The sequence below is a fragment of the Gordonia gummivorans genome, assembly GCF_022513585.1.
Lineage (GTDB): Bacteria > Actinomycetota > Actinomycetes > Mycobacteriales > Mycobacteriaceae > Gordonia.
This window is the reverse complement of record NZ_JAKWBF010000006.1, coordinates 42,419-63,086: the sequence shown is the minus strand read 5'-3', so window position 1 is coordinate 63,086 and position 20,668 is coordinate 42,419. Positions and strand designations below refer to the sequence as shown.

12 protein-coding genes are annotated in these 20,668 nt (G+C 64.8%); 6 read left to right on the top strand and 6 right to left on the bottom strand.

What is annotated here, in order from left to right:
- The first annotated feature begins 24 nt into the window (after positions 1-24).
- The gene (locus MKW15_RS06465) at positions 25-945 is read left to right on the top strand and encodes a hypothetical protein (RefSeq protein WP_240856767.1); all 921 of its coding nucleotides are present in this window, start codon (positions 25-27) and stop codon (positions 943-945) included.
- On the top strand, positions 878-1,456 hold the full coding sequence (locus MKW15_RS06460; RefSeq protein ID WP_240856869.1) for a TY-Chap domain-containing protein: 579 nt from the start codon (positions 878-880) through the stop codon (positions 1,454-1,456). Before MKW15_RS06465 ends, MKW15_RS06460 begins: the two co-directional genes overlap by 68 nt.
- Positions 1,457-1,574: 118 nt before the next feature.
- Here MKW15_RS06460 and MKW15_RS06455 read toward each other — a convergent pair whose 3' ends face one another.
- The 3 genes from MKW15_RS06455 to MKW15_RS06445 form a co-directional block, all read right to left on the bottom strand.
- A complete protein-coding gene (locus tag MKW15_RS06455; RefSeq protein WP_240856766.1) occupies positions 1,575-2,960 on the bottom strand; it encodes a DUF1731 domain-containing protein in 1,386 nt (461 codons plus the stop codon).
- 84 nt (positions 2,961-3,044) lie between these two features.
- Positions 3,045-3,476 (bottom strand): Ltp family lipoprotein, encoded by a 432-nt coding sequence (locus MKW15_RS06450; protein ID WP_240856765.1) that lies wholly within the window; start codon positions 3,474-3,476, stop codon positions 3,045-3,047.
- Positions 3,477-4,034: 558 nt separating this feature from the next.
- Positions 4,035-5,225, bottom strand: coding sequence for a TY-Chap domain-containing protein (locus MKW15_RS06445; protein ID WP_240856764.1), 1,191 nt, complete (start codon positions 5,223-5,225; stop codon positions 4,035-4,037).
- A gap of 109 nt (positions 5,226-5,334) precedes the next feature.
- Here MKW15_RS06445 and MKW15_RS06440 point away from each other — a divergent pair, with 109 nt between their 5' ends.
- The gene (locus tag MKW15_RS06440; protein WP_240856763.1) at positions 5,335-6,564 is read left to right on the top strand and encodes a DUF6880 family protein; all 1,230 of its coding nucleotides are present in this window, start codon (positions 5,335-5,337) and stop codon (positions 6,562-6,564) included.
- Between the two features lie 344 nt (positions 6,565-6,908).
- Here MKW15_RS06440 and MKW15_RS06435 read toward each other — a convergent pair whose 3' ends face one another.
- Entirely contained in the window at positions 6,909-9,893 is a 2,985-nt protein-coding gene (locus MKW15_RS06435; RefSeq protein WP_240856762.1) for a glycosyl hydrolase family 65 domain-containing protein, read from the bottom strand.
- A gap of 245 nt (positions 9,894-10,138) precedes the next feature.
- Between MKW15_RS06435 and MKW15_RS06430 the strand changes: the two genes are divergently transcribed.
- Positions 10,139-11,761: a long-chain fatty acid--CoA ligase gene (locus MKW15_RS06430; RefSeq protein WP_240856761.1), complete on the top strand. Its 1,623-nt coding sequence runs from the start codon at positions 10,139-10,141 to the stop codon at positions 11,759-11,761.
- A gap of 90 nt (positions 11,762-11,851) precedes the next feature.
- Here MKW15_RS06430 and MKW15_RS06425 read toward each other — a convergent pair whose 3' ends face one another.
- A complete protein-coding gene (locus tag MKW15_RS06425) occupies positions 11,852-13,084 on the bottom strand; it encodes a glucose-1-phosphate adenylyltransferase family protein (protein WP_240856760.1) in 1,233 nt (410 codons plus the stop codon).
- Positions 13,085-13,239: 155 nt separating this feature from the next.
- Positions 13,240-16,566, bottom strand: a complete 3,327-nt coding sequence (locus MKW15_RS06420; RefSeq protein WP_240856759.1) for a DEAD/DEAH box helicase — start codon at positions 16,564-16,566, stop codon at positions 13,240-13,242.
- 188 nt (positions 16,567-16,754) lie between these two features.
- Here MKW15_RS06420 and MKW15_RS06415 point away from each other — a divergent pair, with 188 nt between their 5' ends.
- Together MKW15_RS06415 and qcrB are read left to right on the top strand one after the other, a co-directional pair.
- Positions 16,755-17,822, top strand: coding sequence for an HNH endonuclease signature motif containing protein (locus tag MKW15_RS06415; RefSeq protein ID WP_240856758.1), 1,068 nt, complete (start codon positions 16,755-16,757; stop codon positions 17,820-17,822).
- 1,219 nt (positions 17,823-19,041) lie between these two features.
- The gene (gene qcrB / locus MKW15_RS06410; RefSeq protein WP_240856757.1) at positions 19,042-20,667 is read left to right on the top strand and encodes a cytochrome bc1 complex cytochrome b subunit; all 1,626 of its coding nucleotides are present in this window, start codon (positions 19,042-19,044) and stop codon (positions 20,665-20,667) included.
- The last annotated feature ends 1 nt before the right edge of the window (position 20,668 follow it).

Sequence of the window (20,668 nt, the reverse complement as noted above, 5' to 3'; positions counted from 1 at the left end):
CAACATCCACGAACGGAGATTTCCATGTCGGCCACCGACGATCTCGACGCCCTCGTCTTCACGTTCCCCGAGGTCCACGAGGACGCGATCCTGCGCATCACCTTCGAGCGCACCTTGCGCGTACCCGACGACGACACCACCTACGGATTGCCGCCGAGCCTCGGCGAGTTCCCCGTGTATCTCGATCCTCGAGCGCGCGAGTCGGTGATTCCGATGTGGCAGTCGGAGGCGATGTGGATGAATTTCTCCACGGACTCGGGCTATCCGTTTCTCGTCAAGATCGGTGTCGGCGGGCTCAACGCCATCACCGGCGAGCCCTTCCGCCCGGAGATCGACTCCGCAGACGACGACTACGTGGAGATTCCCACCCAGCCGTGGCTCGACGGCTTCTACGCCGACCCGACCACTGTGCGGCAGTTCGTGGCGATGCCGCTCGGTGGCGGGTACTCGGTCGCAGAACAGTTGACCGGCGAAGACGACGGCACGATCCGCTTCGTCGTCGCACCACTGCGTGCGGACAAGTGGGCCCAGCGCCCACGGTTCCAATACATGTCCGAGATCTGCGGCTCAGTGCCCGATGCCAGCACCGATGGCATGGGGCTGGGCGCGGGCGGATCGATCATACAGTCGATTGCGACGCCGATCGAACCCACCGAGAACTGGGACACCAGTTCGCCGGCCAGCGCGGTCTTGCGGATCGTCAACACAGTTGCGTGGCAAGAGATCACGGATACACAGCCGCCTCACGAGCCGCTGACCATCGAACAGTACCGGCAGTACAACTACCCGTGGTTCCAGTGGTACGACGATTCACTTGCCCGCCAGGGCGACTCCCCCTTCAACAAAGCGAAGACGGTGAAGCAGGTCGGCGAAGACAATGACGAGCAATCCCTCCCCGACAACACGAGCTTCGCTCCCCCGACCCCGATCGTTCTGGGTCCCTGATCCCCGCAAAGACGAGTTGGTCGGCTACGCGGCGTTGCACGGACGGAGAATCACCATCGATTGTCACGACGACTATCTCGACGAGCTTGGCGACTACGACACTCAGATCAACCAGTCGTGGCGCGAGTTCATCGACGACCTGGCCGCGCGTCTCGGCGACCTGAGCCCGGGGACCTTCGAGTTCATCGAGCTATCGCATCCAATGAACGGGCGCGACCATCTGCTCATTGCCTATCGCGTCACCAGGTCCCGTCGTATGCGCGCGGTTGTCCCCAAAGACTCTCTTGCCGTCGGCTATTCGTCGACCGACCACCCCTCACTGGACGACCGCGAGTGGCGATATCTGCCGCGCAAGGAGGAGTACGTTTACGAATTCGGCCGCAAGCAGCTCTTCCGGGCCGCGACGCAATCGATCGCGCTTCTGCGCCGCCACTGGTGGGTCATCCATCCGTCGTTTCTCACGCTCCGCGACCCATGCAGCACCGTCCATCCGTTCGCCATCTACGACTGATTTGAGGCGCAGCACGCATAGAGACAGCGTCGGACCACTTTGCGCCACAACATCGTAAACATCGCAGCGTACTCCCATATCCCCCACCCGCTCGCCACGACTTCGGCCAGGTTGAGTCTTACGACGTCTCGCCCAACAGGTCCACCAACGCCTGCTCGAGGTGGGGAAAACGGAACTCGAATCCGACGTCGTCGAGCACCTGCGACCGCGCGCGTCGCCCCGTGAGGCCCAGCGCCGGGTCGGTGCGCAGCGCGATTGCGCCGAGTCGTAGCAGAGGTGCAGGTGTCGGCGGCGCGGGCGGTCGGTGCAGCGTCGAGCGCAGTGCCGCCATCAGTTCGACGTTGCGCACCGGGTTGGGGCTCGCGCCGATCACCAGCCCGTCGGGGATGGTGATCTGCTGGTCGAGACCCAGTGCGGCGCGGGCGATCGCGAGCCAGTCGTCGACGTGAATCCAACTGAACCACTGGCGACCTGAACCGACACGACCACCGAGTCCGACGCGGGTGAGGTCGGCGAGACGTTTCATCGCCGGCGCCTGCGCGTCGAGGACAATCGAGGTTCTCAACGTCACCAAGTGGTCGGTGTTCGCGCCGGCCACCGCTTCCTCCCACGGCCGGGCTACCCCGGTCATCTGGGGTAGGCCGTCGGGGACAGGCGTGGTCTCGGTACACCACTGCTCGCCGGCGTCGCTCCAGATGGCGGTAGTGCTCGCCTGCAGCCAGTGTGTGATCGGGGTGGCGCGGCGCTTCGACGCCTCGACCAACGCGCGGGTCGCATCGACCCGGCTGTCCCGCAGCAGCGCCACATTGCGTTCGGTGGGTCGACAATCCACCAGCTTGCCCGCCAGATTCACCACCGCGGTCGGACGATCCGCGGTCAGCACCTCAGACCATTCCCCGACGCTGCGCCCGTCCCAGCGAACCTGTTCGAACGGCAATTCCGGATCGACACTGCGCGTGAGGATCACCGGACGAATCCCGCGACACACAAGATCGGCGGCGAGATGGCGGCCGAGCGCGCCGCTGCCACCGGCCAGCACAACGGTGAGCGCGTCGTCGGCGGGCGCCACACCCGCCAGCGTGGCCAGGCGAGCCACGTCGACCCGGTCGGCCAACTGCGGCACTCCAGACCGGATGAGCCGACTCACCGAACCCGATCGGGCTGTCGCGGTGACGGTTTCGGTCAGGATGCAGCCACCGTCGGCCGGAGTGAGACGAAAGTCGATCACGGCGTCACCCACCGGTTCCGGCTGGGTCAGCTGCAAGTGTCGTGGCTCGTCGTACACCGTGATGGTGAACGGTGGCGCGAGACGGCGGTGAAACCGTCCGGCCACGCGGTGCGACTGTACGTAGTCACCGCGTGCACCCGTTGCAGCCGGACCGTCGAGCGAGAGTTCCCGATATCCGCTGTGCCACTGCGGCAATCGCGTCGGATCACCGACGACCTGCCACACCGACTCGACGTCGTGAGCGATGAACTGGGCGTACGACTTTGTACTTGCCATACGTCACCGTAGGCCCACACTCGCCCACTTGTCGGTGTCGTCCTTCACATCCGGAGATAGATCACACCCCACCGGTGTGCGACGTCAGAGTCCTGCGCCTCGCACTCCGTACTCGGCCTGGCTGGAGGTGAAGCCTTCGTACTCCAACTGGTCGACCAGACCGGAGTGCGAGAACGACGAGATCGCCAGGTACTCTTTGGCCTTCTTGACCGCCTGCGCGTTCCAATTGACTCGCAGACTGTCGACCGCCACCGTCGCATCCGACTCCGAGAAGCCTTCGTACTTGAGCTGACCGATCAGTCCGGAGCGCGAGAACTCCGAAATCGCAAGGTATTCCTTGGCCTTGCCGATCGCGTTCTGCTGGCTGACGGTGTAGCCGGCCAACACAATGGACATCTGTCCCGAGTCGCGCACGGCGACGTCGCCCACGACCGGGCCCGCTGTCACAGCCACACCACCGATCACGGCAACTGCGGCGAGAGCACTCACCCACGGCAGCTTGTGTACCTTCATCATCATTCACTCCTTGCTTTCGATACTGTTCGTCGTTGTTGCCGTGGCCGTTTGGGTCTCGTGCCGACGAGTAGTGACAAGCTATCGGGCAGCACCGACAATTCGGGCGGACTGGCTACAGCATCGTGACCGCGACACGCGCCGACCGTCGGGCTGGGAAGGCGGCGCTCCGGAGGTCATCCAATCGAAGGATTCCAACGATCCCGGTTGCGTGGGAGAATCGCTCCCAGTGTGGACACCGTGGTTCACTCTGCGATGAAGGATGCCAGGAACGTGAGGTCCACAGACTCGCGGCGGCCTGGCGTCAGGGCAAAGTCACCGCAAACAGGCAATCCGGCAGTGTCGTGCGATCGGCGATCCCTCGAGCGACGTTGTCTGCTGGGACATGCTCACCCAGGCGCTCGCCGAACAGCATGTGTCCAAAGCCGAGTCGAACCACTGGATGAACGAGACACGCAGCATCTGGTACCACCCCGACAGCGCCGATGGCTTCGGTCCGACCGTACCGCTCCCGCCGCACTGCATGAGGCTCGCGGGAGTGAATTGCTGAGCACGCCTACACTACGCACCTCGCGGCATCTCCCACGCAACATTATGTTGGGCGGCAAGGCTTGTCGCAGCCACCAGCACCGGCATGAACTTCTCGATCACTGATCGTCGAAGTTCGCCGTCAGCATCGGTGGCGACGGTCGAATCCTCAAGAAACGCAGTGCATATCCGCGCATAGCGTCGGAGTAGAGGCGTGTTGGCCTTCGTGCGTCGCACGAGTTCGGCGGGTGTCATCGTGGTCGGATCTGCAGTGAACTCCTCGAGCAAAGCGGCCAGTCGCATCGGCAGTTTGCCGGGCGGCGGGTCGTAGTGACTGACCGACCCGGGGTGGAATTGCTCCATGATGTCGATGGCACCGTCACTGCAGAACTCGACCCACGATGTCAACATCGCCTCGAAGTTGAGTGGATGGAAGACTGCACAGTCCAGTGCACGCACAGCGAACACGTGGCCTTTCGTGACAACCATGGAAATGTCTGGCCAGCGCGACGAATGCTCCGCGATCACCGCGCCCAAGAGCGCCATATCGGGTGTCACATGCCCGACCGGAGTGCACAATTCGACTCGCATCGCATGCGGCGACACCAGACACTTCGTGTCGACACGATCCACAGTCATGAAATGAACCGCATTGCTTTCGATCTCGACACGGGCACCCACGATTGCGGACAGCACCTGACGGACCAACTCCAGCAGGTGTTGCGCGTCGTCGGGGACGATCCCGACCGAGGTGGTCGTGCCGGGCAGCGCGATGCCCTCCTGTGGACTGTCCGGCGGTGGCGCGGCCTTCTTTGCCTCCAGTCCGAACGGATCGTGAAACGTCAACGACGACGGGTCGGTGACGCCCCACACCTGCCGGAGGACGTCAACGACCGCGGACACGAGCTCACCCAGACTGCGTTTGCCAGACTCGCGGATGTACTCGCCCGACCGCAACTGCCGCCAACCGAGCCGATCAAGCGTCGCGACTTGCGCCAGCCCGACCGACGCCTCCTCTGGCGGCCAGAAGGGGCCGAGAGCCATTCCGTCTACTGCGCATCGAATGCGGCCCGAACCGGTCAAGGTGAAGATCAGCGCGGTATGACTCCGTTGACTTGCGCCGTGAACCTCGACGAACTCGTCGCGTTTCAACGTCACCAACCGTCGAGCGAGACGGCCACGAAATGAGGACCATATGGTGGCGTTCAGTTTGGCTTCGGTCATGGCACCCTCCCCGTGCTGTCGGCCATCGGAGATGACCTGGTGAGGCTCACGCTACGAAGGGGCGCCGACAGTCTGCGTCGAAGTGAACGGCTTCATCCACAATGGTGAGGTGACCGAACTCGCCGACACCGTTCTGCCGCTCATCCGCACCCGAGCCGACCTGCACAGGTGGCGTGCAGCCGACGCACACGGCGGTCAGATGCATGAGGCGGTCGACATTCTCGAGGAGGCCGCAACAGGCGACGATCCCGCCGACGTCTTCGCTGTCACCCAGAAAGCGCTCGCCTCGTCGCTCACGCTCATCATGCGTGCCGACGATTCCAGCGGCATCATCGGCGGCGCCATCCGCCGGCTGCTCGCCCTGCACCCCACCGTCGCCGAACGCGCGGGTGTCGCGCCGGCGAAGCTCGTCGACTGGATGATCGACTTCCAGTTTCACAACAGGTGCGACTTCTTCACCATCGATCCCGTGGCCTACGCGCCGGCGCTCGGCGACGTCGGAATGGCGCGCTACCGCACACGGCTCGACGCGATCCGGGCCGGCATCTCCCCGCCGCCCCCTCCCGACGACTGGCGCGACCCCGATCGTCACGAACGATCCAGGTTGGAGTACAACGACCGTCGGCTCGCCGTGTTCGATCGTGACCTCGACGCCGTCATCCGGACGCACGCGCGCGATCAGAAGCGAGCGGCCTGGTTGGAAGACACCGCCGAGGCGCTGGCCGAGATCGGTGAATACGACCTCGCGATCGACTGGGCGCATCGCGCGTCGCTGCACGACCAAGGGCATCAGGCGCTGACCGCGTCCGAAACGTGGTGCAACCTGCTCGCCGCCCACCGACCCGAAGACCTCCTCGCCGCACGCACCGAGGTGTTCCGACGGTGGCCGTCGTCGACGACCGCCAGCCGACTGTATGGAGCTGCCGGTGACGAGTGGTCGGCGCTGTCCGCCGAGGTGACCGCGACGCTGTCGGACCAGCCGCGGGACGCAGTGGCTTTCAGTCTGTTCACCCTCGACGACCCGCGTCGAGCCTGGGAACAGGCACGCGCACTGCGCCTTTCGCCCGATGACTCACTCTGGCTCGACCTCATCAAGCGGTACGAGAAGATCGACAAGCTCGCTGTTCTCGACCCGCTGGTCGGGTTGGTCGACGCCGAGTTGGAGTACACGGGAGTCGGGCACTACAAGGCGGCCGCGCGGCACCTCAAGCGGATGCGGACGATCGCGAAGGGGACTGATCGCGCCAGTAGCGTCGACGAACTGATCGCCGATCTCCGGGAAGACAACCGACGCCGACCGCGGTTACAGCAGGAGTTCGACAAGGCGGGGTTGCCTTGAGGACTCCCGCCGGCTGAGGCGCGAGCCACCACCGCTGGCTGAGGTGCGAGCCTGCGAGCCTCGAAGCCCTTCGTGCGCTTGCGATGTCGTCTCACCAGGCCCTTCGAGGCTCCTCGCTTGCGCTCGTCGCACCTCAGGGAGCGGAAGGGGCAGGGGTGGGTGCGGGAGGTGGTCTCGACACGACGCCTGGTTTCGAGACGCGTCGGACTCGCTTCGCTCCCTCGTCGCTCCTCAACCCGGCGGCCTAGCGGCTCGGAGTCGGCTCGACCAGCGGTGGGCCTCGACCAGCGGTGGGGCGGTAGGTGCGCGGGCGGCTCAACCAGTGGTGGGGCGGGCGGCAAATCTCAGCCGAGGCGGACGATGCCGCCGGGGCTGAGTTTCTCGACGTGGCCGCGGCATTCGATCTCGATCGGTGGCTGCGCACCTGCGGCGGCGGTGACCTGAACTTCTTTGCCACTGACGCGCAGGCGCAGGCGGTGGCCGCGGTAGAACATGGCGAAGTCCAGGGCGCCAAGGGAATCGGGCCAATGTGGACGGAGGATGAGGCGGTTGCCGCGGGTTTCGAGGCCGGTGAAGCAGCGCTGCAGGAGGTCGACGCTGCCGGCCATCGCACCGAGGTGGATGCCTTCGGGGGTGGTGCCGCCCTGGATGTCGTTGATGTCCGAGCGCAGCACGTCGTCGAAGAATTCCATCGCCTCGGCCCGGTTGCTGCGGGCCAGAATCCAGGAGTGTACGAGCCTACTCAGCGTCGAGCCGTGTGAGGTGCGGGCCATGTAGTAGTTGACGGTTCGTCGGATGTCGTCGTCGGAGAGCTGATAACCCAAGCGTTCGAACAGGTCTCGGACCTCGTCGTTGGACAGGACGTAGAACAGCATCAGCGCGTCGGCCTGCTTGGAGACGCGATAGGCGTTGACGTCGTCGTCTTCGGCCTCCAACACTCGATCGAGCCGAGAGATGTTGCCGTACTTGGCGCGGTAGCCGTCCCAATCCAGTTCCGCCAGCTTCTCGTAGCCCTCGAACTGGCTGATGACGCCGTCGTGGAAGCACACCGTCATCCGCGTGGTGATGTCTTCCCAGCGCGACGTCTCCTGCACGTGCAGACCCAGCTGCTGCGTGAGGTCGGAATGCACTTGCAGCGGAAGCAGAGTGAGCGCCTCCAACGCGCGTCGCATCACCCATACCGCCATCACGTTGGTGTAGGCGTTGTTGTCGACGCCGTCGTAGGGCTTGTCCGGATAACCGCCGTGGAACTCGTCGGGCCCGATCACGCCGCGGATCGCGTACCGGCCGCTCGCCTCGTCGAGGGTGGCGAGACTGGCGTAGTAGCGGGCGATCTCGACGAGCATCTCGGCGCCGGAATCGACGAGGAATTCGAGATCGCCGGTCACCTGATAGTACTGCCAGACGTTGTAGGCGACCGCGATGCCGATGTGGATCTGGCGGCGACTGGGGTCGGGATTCCAGCGCCCGGAATCCGGATTCAGGTGCAGCTGTTGGCTTTCCTCGCGTCCGTCGCTCCCCGACTGCCACGGGAACATCGCGCCCTGGTGTCCGGCCTCGGCCGCGGCGGCTTTCGCCTCTCGCATGCGGAGGTATCGGTAGCGCAACAACGACCGGGTCAGCGCCGGTAGCCGCAGATTCAGCACCGGGAACACGAGCAACTCGTCCCAGAAGATGTGGCCGCGGTAGGCCTCGCCGTTCAAGCCGCGCGCGGGGACGCCGACGTCGAGATCGGTGGTGTTGGGCGACAACGTCTGCAGCACATGCAGCAAATGGAATCGGGCGATGCGCAACGCGTCCCCGCGACCCTCGAATTCGATGTCGAACCAGTCCCACAGTGTGCCCCAGCGCAGGACGTGGCCGTCGAGAAGGTCGTCGAAGCGGCCCAGCCGGCCCAGCCACCGGACAGCTTCGTCGGCCGGTTCGGAGATCGCGGGATCGCGGCTGGTGAATACCGTGACCATCTTCTCCAGCGTAACCGGTTGTCCGTCAACGACATCGACGGAGATGTCGTGCCCGATGCGGTCGCCACCGTCGTTCTCGTGGACCAGTCGATACTCGCCTTCCACGGATTCTTCGCTGCGCCACAGCGTGTTTCGGGCGGCCATTGCGACCCCGACCCGTGATTGGTTGGTCTGCACCGACAGCACCGCCGAGTCGTCGGCCACTTCTCTGGCGGCGACCGATTCAAGGTGCGTACTCGCCAGCGCTCGATACCGCGGCACCAGCGAGTTGGTGACCGCTCCGTCGAGCAGCGACCGGAACTCGACGCGGCCCGACCATCCGTGCGGCGTGATCGTCGTCTCGAGTGCACATGCGTGCGGCAGGTGCATGGCGACGAAGCGGCGTTCGCTGACCTCCGTGACGCGACCTTCGTCATCACGGAACCGGAAGTTGCGGTGCAGGATTGCGCGTCGAACATCGAGCGTTTGCCGGTAGTCGAGCAGGTCTGCGGAATCGATGTCGAACCACGCTCCGTCGTCGATCCGGAAGGTGAGCGACAGCCAGTTCGGCAGGTTCACCATGCTCTCGTTGTCGATGGTGTGGCCGGCGACCTGATCTTCCAAGCGGTTGAAGACACCGGCCGCATAGGTGCCCGGATAGTGCGTGTCTCCTGCGCGGGAGTCGGGCGAAGCGGCGCGAGTCGCGAACACACCGTTACCGATGGTGCACAACGACTCCCGCAACTGTTCGGCGGCCGGGTCGTAGCCGTCGTAGGTCACCGTCCACGGACTGTCGGGCGGGGCGTCGATGTCGCGCGCGGCGCCGAGCAGGTCGGCGAGCCGCTCCAGCAATTCGCGCGCATCGTCTGCACCCGCCACAACGAACTGAGCAGCGGTGGGACGGTCATCGTCTTCGGCCCAGCGCACCACCACGCTGATCGCCTCCGACGGCAACGCTTCGAAGGCCGACTCCGCGGCCGGCCCGTCGCCGAGGTAGATCGGCAGCGTGCCCCGGCCTCCGACGACCTCGAGTAGGCGTCGGACGCCAGCGCCCCTATCAGCGGCGTCTCCGGCCGCAGCGTCACCGTCGGGTCCGACGATCTGCGCTCCGTCGCCACCGGCGTACCAGACACCGCCGACGCCGACTCGATTCCGCAGATCCTCCGCGTCGTGTGCGCTGATCACCGCCACCGGACAAAACTGCACCACCCTGACGATCTGCTCACGCACACCGTCGACCAACTCGAGTTCGGATCGTTCGATGACGCCGTCGAGATCCAGGATCAGCACGGGTGGCCCGGCGTGAATTCTCGCGGTCAGTTGGTGGCGGGAGGTCAGCGCCTCGGGCACCTGCGACATCGGGCGGCCTGTCCCGGGCGCGCTCATCGAAACCACTCGGTCTGTGTATCCATGTCGTCGCTCTCCGCTGATCGACGGTCGCCAGATACTTCGAGCTTATCGGGTTGACCGGCGACGACGAGGCGTTTTGCGGCCGCCTGACGTCGTCGCTCATCGGGCATCGCAACTACGAGCGTGTCCGATTCCCAAACCACTTCCCGCAAGTTGTCCCACGGTGCCAGGATGGATGCGGCGCCCCGACCGGCGCGCACGTCACGAACCAGGAGCACTCAATGCTGAGCACCATGCAAGACACCCCCCTTTCGATCGCCCAGTTGCTCCGGCATGGCAGTACCGTCCACGGCCAGGCCGAGGTGGTGACGTGGACCGGCGACGGGTCGCGTCGTCGCAGTTACGCCGACGTCGGACGACGCTGTGCCCAGCTCGCGCACGCGCTGCGCGGACTCGGCGTGACCGGCGACGAACGCGTCGCGACCTTCATGTGGAACAACGCCGAACACATGGAGGCCTACCTCGCGGTGCCGTCGATGGGTGCGGTGCTGCACACCCTGAACATCCGACTGTTCCCCGAACAGGTGGTCTTTGTGGCCAACCACGCCGAGGACCACGTCATCATCGTCGACCCCTCGCTGCTGCCACTGCTCAACCCGCTGTTGCCGGAGCTGGGCACCGTCAAACACATCATCGTCACCGGTGAGTCCACCGAGGGCGTCGAGGCGCCCGACGGCGTGCAGGTGCACGCCTACGAGACGCTGATCGCCGACCAGCCCACCGAGTTCGACTGGCCCGAGGTCGACGAACGGTCGGCGGCGGCGATGTGTTACACCTCGGGCACCACCGGCGACCCGAAAGGTGTTGCCTACTCCCATCGTTCGATCTACCTGCACTCGATGCAGGTGTGCACCACCGAGGGACCTGCCCTGAAGCAGGGTGATCGGGCGCTGGCGGTGGTGCCGCAATTCCACGCCATGTCGTGGGGTCTGCCGTACGCGGCGTTCATGATCGGCGCGTCGCTCATCATGCCCGACCGGTTCCTGCAGCCCGAACCCCTCGCCGCGCTGATCGCCGCCGAGAAGCCGACGTTTGCCGCGGCGGTGCCGACGATTTGGCAAGGCCTGCACCAATATCTGGAGGCCAACCCGCAGGACATCTCGTGCATGCACGACGTGCTGATCGGCGGTTCCGCGGTCCCGCCGTCGCTCATGCACACCTTCGAGGAGGACCACGAGGTTCAGGTGCTGCACGCGTGGGGCATGACGGAAACCTCGCCGCTCGGTTCAGTCGCCCGACCCCCGGCCGGCACCGAGGGCGAGGAGCGGTGGCGCTACCGCTACACCCAGGGCCGATTCCCCGCGTCGGTGCAGGCACGCCTGGTCGACGACCTCGGCGACGTGGTGCCCAGCGACGGCAAGAGCATCGGCGAGCTCGAAGTTCGCGGACCGTGGATCACCGGCTCGTACTACGGTGTCGACGCGCCGGAGAAGTTCCACGACGGCTGGCTGCGCACCGGCGATGTCGGAACCATCACTCCCGACGGCTATCTCACGCTCACCGACCGCACCAAAGACATCATCAAGTCTGGTGGCGAATGGATCTCGTCGGTCGACCTGGAGAACGCCGTGATGGGTCACCCGGACGTCATCGAGGCCGCCGTCATCGGTGTGCCCGACGCCAAGTGGGACGAACGGCCGCTGGTCGCCGTCGTGCTGAGTGAAGGGTCGGACGCGAAAGTCGAAGACCTGCAGGCGTTCTTGTCCGACAAGGTCGCCAAATGGCAAGTCCCGGAGAACTGGACGGTCATCAACGCGGTGCCCAAGACGAGCGTCGGCAAGTTCGACAAGAAGCGCCTGCGGTCTCAGTACAAGGACGGCGATCTATCGGTGACGCGGCTCTGACGCGCTGCTGGATCTGAGTGCCGACACCCTGTGTCGTGTTGGAGAATCTGTGTGCTGTAGCACCCGGGTTAGCTGATACGAAACAGGGTGTCATCTGCGCCTCGACGACACCGAGAGTCGTTCGCCGAGAGCAACCTTGGCTCCTTTGGTGACACGTGCACCCTTGCCGACGATGGTGATCTTCTTCGTGGGTACCGGTCGGGTGCGGGGGTGACCACCTACGGTCGCACCGCTACCGATGACGACGTTCTGATCAAGGATCGACCAGGACACGGTGGCACCGGCCGAGATCTTTGTGTCGCCGAAGACAATCGAATCGCTGACCGTCGCACCCTTCTCGACGATCACTCCAGGTCCGATGACGCTGCGTCGAACGGCGCCGAGGATATGCGCCCCGTTGCTGATCATGCTGTCGACGACCTCCGAACCATCGGCGATGCGGGCAGCCGCGCGTTGGGGTTGATGGGTGAGGATCGGCCACTCGGGATCGTCCAGGTCGATGGTGCCGTCGAGCAGATCGCGATGGGCCTGCATGTACGTCTCCGGCCGGCCCGCGTCGATCCAATAGCCCGACATCTTGTGTGCCACCGTCTTTCCGCGGCGGACGAACCACGGAAGCAGGTGCTCACCGAAGTCACCGAGTCCGGTGTCGGAGTCGTCGTCGGCCTGCACGTGCGTACGCGACACCAGTTCTTCGAGCGCATCAACGAGGAGGTCGGGGCGGTACACGAAGATCTCTGCCGCGATGACCCCCGTCGTGGGTTTGTCTGGCTTGTAATCGAATCCGATGACGGTGCCGTCCCTGCGGGAGCGGACGGTGGCGTGCGCGGCGGCCTCGTCCAGGGGGCAACGGGTGGTCACCACTGTGCATTCCGCCTCGGAAGAGCGGTGGGTCGCCAGGACGTCGTCGTAGTCGAGCGAGTAGACGTGGTCGGCGCTCATCACGATGACCGCTTCCGGTGATCGCCTGCTGATGTGGTCACGGATCCGGTAGAGCAGATCGGCGTTGCCCGTGGCGAATCCGTCTTCGGTCTGCGGTTCGCTCGTCTGCTCGGGCAGCACGAACCGCAGACCGCCACGGGTCCGATCCAGGTCCCACGGCCTACCGCCGGCCACCTGCTCGAGCAGGGAGTGCGCCTCGTACTGCAGGCACAACCACACCTCGTCGATCCCGCTGTTGTGCAGGTTGGACAGCGGAAAGTCGATGAGTTGATAATTCCCGCCGAACGGCAGCGCCGGCTTGGCACGCGAGTCGGTCAGCACCTCCATTCGCGAACCCTTACCGCCGGCCTGCACGATCGCCACCACATCGGATCTGCTCATAGGTCCAGTGTGCTCAATCGGCGGAGGGATGTGTCGGGTTTGTCGGGGTTTGTGGTTTGTGGTTGGTGGCGAGTGATCTCGACACGACGCCTCGCCTAGCGGCTCGGAGTCGGCTCGATCAGCGGGGGTGGCTCGATCAGCGGGGGGTGGCTCGATCAGCGGGGTGGGTCGAGGAGGGCGCGCACGTCGTCGGCGGTGATGGCGGAGCCGAAGAGGTCACCGTCGTCGACGACGGCGCGGAACAGGTCGCGCTTGCGGTCCTGGAGTTCGACCACCTTCTCCTCGATCGTCCCGGCCGACACGAGCCGGTACACGGTGACGGCGCGCGTCTGACCGATGCGGTGGGCGCGGTCGACGGCCTGGGCCTCGGCGGCGGGATTCCACCAGGGGTCGCACACGAAGCAGTAGTCGGCCTCGGTCAGGTTGAGGCCAAAGCCGCCCGCCTTCAATGAGATCAGGAATACCTTGGTTTCTCCGCCGGTGAATCGTTTGATCGCCGCGGCGCGTTGGCGGGCGCTCATGCTGCCATCAAGATAGCTGTGCTCGATGCCGAGTTCGGTCAGCTTCTGCTCGATCAGGCCGAGGAACCCGGTGAAGGAGCTGAACACCAGGGCCGAATGCCCTTCGGCGACAAGCTCCGGCAGTTGTTCGGCCAGGTACTCGATCTTGGCCGACGCCACGTCTACGTGCTTCTCGTCCACCAGCCCGGCGTGCAGACTCAGCTGTCGGAGCATCGTCAACGAGCGGAAGATGGCGAAGCGATTCTCGTCGTAGTCGTCGATCAGCTTCAGCACCTTCTGGCGTTCGCGATTCAGGCGCGTCTGATACAGCTTGTCGTGCTTGGGAACAAGATCGATCGAGAGCACCTGTTCCTGCTTGGGCGGCAGGTCGGCGACCACCTGGGTCTTGGTGCGCCGCAACATGACCGGACGAATTCGTCGGCGCAGCACGGCAAGTCGGTCCGGTTCGGAGCCATTCTCGATCGGCTTGGCGAAGTGCTCGGTGAATGCCTTGGGCGACGGGAACAGTCCGGGTGCGGTCAGCGACAACAGGGACCACAACTCCATCAGGTTGTTCTCCATGGGCGTGCCGGTGATGGCGAGTTTCATCTGCGCACCCAGGCGTCGGGCACATTGATGACCCTTGCTGTTGTGGTTCTTGACGAACTGCGCCTCGTCGAAAATGACTGCGGTCCAGTCGATCTTGTCGAGCGCGTCGAAGTCAAGCCGCAGCAAGGCATACGAGGTGACCACGATCCGGCCTCTGGCGAGATACTCTGCGACGTCGACACCCGAGCGCGCACCGGTGGCCGTCATCGCCACCGCACCGATGTCGGGCACAAAGCGCTGCGCCTCGGCCACCCAGTTGCTGATCACACTGGTCGGCGCGATTACCAAGAACGTCGCGTCGGGCCGCTCTTCGACGGCGGATGCGATGAGCGCCAGCGTTTGGACCGTCTTGCCGAGGCCCATGTCATCGGCGAGGATGCCGCCGAGTCCGGTCTCCCTCAGGAAGCGCAGCCAGTCCAGGCCGGCCGCCTGATAGTCACGCAAATCGGCGTGCAGCGTCGCCGGTGGGTCTGCGGGTTCGGGAAGTCGCGCAGATGCGATGCGCTGCAACCGTTCCTGCCAGGTGGCGAGTTGCTCGTCGACGACACCGAGTTCGAGCAACTCTTCCCACAGTGTGACGTTGTACGACGCCTTGCTGACGCGGGTGCCGTCGAGTTCGCCGAGCGCACGCGCCTCTTCGATGAGGTCGGCAAGCTTGCGCAGTTCGGGGGTGTCGAGGCGGAAGTAGGTGCCATCGGGCAGAAGCATGTGCGAGGCCCCGGACGCCACCTCCCGCAGCACGTCCACGAGCGGCACCTGCCGTCCATCGACATCGACGGTGATCGACAGGTCGAGCCAATCATTCTCGGCTGCGGTGTCATTCGTGATGGCGATGCTGGTGCTGTCGGCGGCGCGGAACTCGTCGGAGTCGCTGCCGGTCACCTCCACCTCGATGCCGGCTTCGCGCAGCGCGTCGAGCAGTTCCGCCGTCAAGACGGCGGCTTCCACACGCGTGTACAGGAATCCGCGCGCGAGGACGCGATGACTGAGCACTCCGATCGCCTCGTCCGCCTCAGCCGACACCAATGTGCGCCAATCAGCGGCGTTGAGTTGCGCGTATGCGTGCGCCTGCTCGTACCACCCGCCGCAGTACTCGGCGACGCGCTCCATCCACGGTCGGACCTCGTCGAGGAGCCGGTCTTCGGCGTCGGAGTCGCGGAAGGCGGCGGGGGCGGGCACACCGATCTCGAACTCGCGTCGTCGACCGTTGACGTCGTAGGCGATTCGCCAGTTGACCCGCGAACCCAAGTCGTTCCAGTTGATGTGCAGCAGCGCGCGTGGGCCGTCGACCTCGGGTGGAGCTACAGCGCCGTCGTCGACGATCATGGGGAACTGGCCGGCGAGCGTCGGCAGTAGGTCCGACGCGAACTCCTCGAGGTCACTGTCGGGGATCTGCACTCCGCCGGTCCTGAACAGGGTTTCGAAAGTCCGCCAGGCCGGCGAGGGATCGAGTCGGCCGACGACCATCGTCGTTCCGCGGAACGCATACAAGCCGTGTGCCGGATCGCCGAACAGTGCGGCCCGCGTGCCGTCGAGCCATGCCTCGCCGCCGACCTGGACGCGCGGCTGCACCCAGACACCGCTCTCGTCACGGAGCACCTGGAGGCCGACTCGAGACGTGTCGATCAGTTCGACGGCGTCGGCGTCGAGCGATTTGTGCGCGACGAACGCCACGCCGGCGTCCCGTGCGTCGGCCAGCAGATCCCAGATGTCGGCAGGAGTGGAGGCAAGGACGATCGTGCTGTCGCTGTACGTGTAGAAGACGGCGCGCCGGATCGCCCGGATCGCCGCGACCTGAGCCTTGCCGAACCGGGTGGTGTCGTGCGAATCGCCGACCTCTCGCCAGCCGACGCCGGTCCGCACCCACGTGCCGCGTTTGCCGATCGTGACGAGCCGCATGATCGGTGATGGCGTGGGTTGCCAGGGTTCAGGTTTGGGGAGTTCGAACTGGATGCCCAGGGGCGCGAGCTCGTCGGCCTCCGGTGTAGTAGTTGCCGCCAGTTCGGTGAGCATCGACCGCCACAGCGACGGGAGTTCGCCGAAGGGCAGCGCGAGTTCGCCGGTTCCTGACGACTGCGACCGTGCCGTGAGCAGTACCGCCACCCCGTGTTTGCACTCGTACCCGACGGGGCAAGTGCAGGCCGTGCCCATGAACGAGATGTAGTCCTCGAAATCTTCGAAGTCGGCGACCACTTGGTAGTACCGCCCGCCCGAGCCGGCACATCGTGCCATGACCTGCAGGCCGTCCGCGGACCACCGCAGGTCGCTGACCCGGCCTTCCGTCGCGTACTTGGTGCCCCGCGAGACCGCTCCCGGATCGTAGAGGTCGTATAGCTCCTCGGTGTCGAAGCGGAGGGGAAGGTGCGGGGGCATGCGTAGAGGGTAGGTGCTTGCGGGCTCGCTAGATGTCGTCAGTCCCCAGGAAGGTGTCGACGACGTCGCTGAACGCCGGCACGTTCCCGCTGCTCGGCACGGTGCCGTCGTGGGCCAGTCGTCGAAGCCGCGCATCAAGCTGAGGTCGAGGTCGAACATGCTCGGTCCGTCGTCGTTAGACTCGGCTGGTGGCGACGACCGATCCGCTGACCCTGGGGCAACGACTGGTCGCTGTCCTCGAAGGTGGGCAGCGCACGGCGACGTACAAGCTGGCCGTCATGGTCGCGCTGCTCGATCTCGCCGTCGAATCGGTGCCCGACGATCCTGAGGCCGCCGTGTCGATCGACCTCGACGACCTCGCCCATCGCGTGATGGACCTGTACTGGCGGCAACTCCGACCGCTCGACGGCGAGGTCCTGCGCCAGTCCAATGACGGTCGGGGTGTGGTTTTCGCGGCGGTTTCACGCTTGCGCGCGGCGGTCGCGTCGTCGAATCTTCGTGAGACGCCAATCGAGACCGCGGCCATCCGCGCACCCAGGGTTTACGAGACCGAGAAGCTGGTCGTCAAGCGCAATCTGGTGCGCTATCCGCTTCATCTGCTGCAGCGAGTGGGGTCGACGCATGAGCGCTTCCTCTACGACGACGCGTGGTTGGGAACCGATTCGCTGCGTCTGATTGACCAGCACGACAACGCAATCGAGCTCCTTCCGGGCGTATGTTTCACACTGGCGCGACTGGCTCCGCTGGTGAAGCCGGCGTTCCAGTTGGCTTGGGTCGACGATGTGCGGCGGATGAATCGCGCATTGTTCGACGACGAACCCGACCTCGCCCACCACCTGTTCGGCGCCGACCGCGTCGCCCTGCAGAAACCCGGGTTCGTGCTGGGCGACGCATTCGGACGCGAATGTTTCTACTGCGCATCACATTTGACGAGCGGGCAGCACGTCGATCATGTACTGCCGTGGTCGCGCGTCGGGCTCGACGGATTGAGCAACCTCGTGCTGGCGTGCTCGTTGTGCAACACCAACAAATCCGACCTGCTGCCCGACCCTGCCCACATCAGACGTGCGCTGGGACGGGGCCGGGACCGGCTCGACGCGTTGGCAGAATCGATCAACTGGCCGTCGCAGTTCGACCGCGTCGTGGCCGCGGCCCACGGACTCTATGCCACACAACCGGATACGACGCCGATCTGGCGAGCGACGAAACGGGTCGACCCGCTCTCGCGCGTCGACATCGTGTGGCCGGCGTTGTAGGTCGGCCTTCGCCGGCTGAGACGCGAGCCTCGAAGCCCATGGCGAGTGAAAATCGTCGTGTCACCAGCCCTTCGAGGCTCGTCGCTTGCGCTCCTCGCACCTCAGGGAGCGGAAGCGGCTCGAATCGGGCAGTGGTGGATCAACGTTTGTGGTGCGGGGAATGAGACTACTTCCCCACTGCCGGTGGCCTTTTGCGCGCCGTATTCCCTGCCAGGGTTTGCGGCGTGTCCACCGCCTCTCGACGGTATCCACCATGTCCAGTGCCGTGACGTGGCACCACGCGTTACGACGACCGCTTCTCCACCGCTTTCGCGTCGAAGAGAGACTGGCCGGTCTCTCCGCTACCGCTACCGGCGCGTGAACGCGCGTCGAACCTTGCGGGTTCGGCGTGCGCCCCGATTCCTCCTGGGAGGTCGGGGATTAGGACACTGTCGCGTTGTCGTCGGGAAGAGGCTTTCGCTTTGTGGGATGAGACCACGCTGGACTCGAACCAGCAACCTGCCGATCTGAAATCGACTGCTCTGCCATTTGAGCTAGTTGTCGAACAACTGAGGATGTGCTCTTCCGCGCGGTTCCAATCCTTTTGGGATCAGAATGCCGCACACCCTCGACCTTTCGGATGTCGGTCCTACTCGATCTCTCCTGCCTCTTCGAGGCCGCCACGCCCCGTGTCCGCGATCATGGAATACGCCCTCGACTGACCATCTCGGACTGATATTCCTTCCCTCGCCGCAACATTCGTCGCTACTGAACAACACCCGGCAGGTGTTGGGTCACCGATTGGCTCTCCCGGCTTGCGCCATCAGATCGCTTCGACGTTGCCTCCACCCTGGGGTGAAGGTTCCGGCTCGGAGTGCATGGGGTACCGGGCTTCCCCGGCGACGGATGTCACCCGCCTTTCACCGGGTCACCCCGGCTTATGCGCCATGCCGCTCAAAGATTCACTTGTCAAACAACTTTCGCCTCGAGCTCGACGAGTGGTCGGCGAAAGGCACGAGATGACAGAGTAGGCGGCATTCATGCACAGGGCAAGAGGTTTATCGGTCCAAAATTTGGGCACACACGAAACTCCCATCTACACCGAAGATCTCCTGTGTAAATGGGAGATCTGTGTGCGCCCTCCGCGGGCGCTACACCATCGGGGGGTTCCCATCCAGGGCCAAAGGGCCTACTATCGGTTGTAGTAATAGACGCCGGGCAACCTCGGAGATGAGGCCACATGGCGATATCTGATCGTGCGAAAAGTCAACTGGACGAGGCGGATTCGCGGTATCACCTCGCCGCCGGCATGCGTCGGCAGGTCAACAAGGTCTTCCCGACGCACTGGTCCTTCCTGCTGGGTGAGGTCGCGCTCTACAGCTTCATCATCCTGCTGATCTCCGGCGTCTACCTGACCCTGTTCTTCGACCCGTCGATGAGCGAGGTCATCTACGACGGCTCCTATCAACCGCTCAACGGCGTGATGATGACCAAGGCCTACGAGACCACCCTGAACATCTCCTTCGAGGTGCGCGGCGGCCTGTTCGTCCGGCAGATCCACCACTGGGCCGCGCTGCTGTTCGCCGCGTCGATCATCATCCACATGCTGCGCATCTTCTTCACCGGCGCCTTCCGGCGTCCGCGTGAGGCCAACTGGATCATCGGCTGCTTCCTGCTGATCCTCGCACTCTTCGAGGGCTTCTTCGGCTACTCGCTCCCCGACGACCTGCTCTCGGGCACCGGCCTTCGCGCGCTCACCGCAGGTGCTCTCGGGTTGCCGGTCGTCGGCACCTGGATTCACTGGGCGCTGTTCGGTGGTGACTTCCCTGGCGAGATCATCATCCCGCGCATCTACGTCCTCCACGTGCTGCTGCTTCCGGGCATCATCCTGGCGCTGATCGGCGCGCACCTCGCGCTGGTCTGGTACCAGAAGCACACCCAGTTCCCCGGCCCCGGCCGTACCGAGAAGAACGTTGTCGGCGTGCGCATCATGCCGGTCTTCGCGGCCAAGGGCGGCGCGATGTTCGCCATGGTGACCGGTGTGCTGGCGCTGATGGCGGGCATCTTCCAGATCAACCCGGTGTGGGTGCTCGGACCGTACAACCCGGCGCACGTGTCGGCCGGATCGCAGCCCGACATCTACATGATGTGGACCGACGGACTACTCCGACTGATGCCTGCGTGGGAGTTGTATCTCGGCAAATACACTGTGCCCGCGTCGAATTGGGGCGTGCTGGTGATCGGCGCGGTGTTCATCTCGATGATGATTTACCCATGGATCGAGAAGCGGCTCTCCGGCGACCGCGCGCACCACAACCTTTTGCAGCGTCCGCGTGACGTCCCGGTGCGCACCGGAATCGGTGCGATGGCGGTGTCGTTCTACATCATCCTGACGCTGTCGTGCATGAACGACATCATCGCGCTGAAGTTCCACATCTCGCTGAACGCGACGACGTGGATGGGTCGTATCGGCCTGATCGTGGTGCCGCCGCTGGCGTACTTCATCGCCTACCGCTGGGCGTTGGCGCTGCAGCGCAGCGACCGCGCGGTTCTCGCGCACGGCATCGAGACCGGCCTCATCAGACGCCTGCCGCAGGGTGAGTACATCGAGGTGCACCAGCCCCTCGGCCCGGTCCGTCACGATCCTTCTGGGGATCATGGTCACCCGATCCCACTCCCCTACCAGGGCGTGGCCCTGCCCAAGCGCATGAACAAACTCGGCTCCGCCGGTGCACCCGGTACGGGCTCGATACTCACCGCGGACCCGCCGGACCAGCAGCGACGCAACGTCGCGAATGATCACGCCGAACATGCGTCCGAGTTGGCGGCGCTGCGGGGGTTGAACAGCAGCTCAGACACGAGTTGAG

Coding starts and splice junctions, on each gene's coding strand:
- MKW15_RS06445 (WP_240856764.1), bottom strand. CDS start 5,225: ATGACCGAAGCCAAACTGAACGCCACCATATGGTCCTCATTTCGTGGC.
- MKW15_RS06465 (WP_240856767.1), top strand. CDS start 25: ATGTCGGCCACCGACGATCTCGACGCCCTCGTCTTCACGTTCCCCGAG.
- MKW15_RS06425 (WP_240856760.1), bottom strand. CDS start 13,084: ATGAGCAGATCCGATGTGGTGGCGATCGTGCAGGCCGGCGGTAAGGGT.
- qcrB (WP_240856757.1), top strand. CDS start 19,042: ATGGCGATATCTGATCGTGCGAAAAGTCAACTGGACGAGGCGGATTCG.
- MKW15_RS06450 (WP_240856765.1), bottom strand. CDS start 3,476: ATGATGAAGGTACACAAGCTGCCGTGGGTGAGTGCTCTCGCCGCAGTT.
- MKW15_RS06435 (WP_240856762.1), bottom strand. CDS start 9,893: ATGAGCGCGCCCGGGACAGGCCGCCCGATGTCGCAGGTGCCCGAGGCG.
- MKW15_RS06420 (WP_240856759.1), bottom strand. CDS start 16,566: ATGCCCCCGCACCTTCCCCTCCGCTTCGACACCGAGGAGCTATACGAC.
- MKW15_RS06460 (WP_240856869.1), top strand. CDS start 878: ATGACGAGCAATCCCTCCCCGACAACACGAGCTTCGCTCCCCCGACCC.
- MKW15_RS06455 (WP_240856766.1), bottom strand. CDS start 2,960: ATGGCAAGTACAAAGTCGTACGCCCAGTTCATCGCTCACGACGTCGAG.
- MKW15_RS06430 (WP_240856761.1), top strand. CDS start 10,139: ATGCTGAGCACCATGCAAGACACCCCCCTTTCGATCGCCCAGTTGCTC.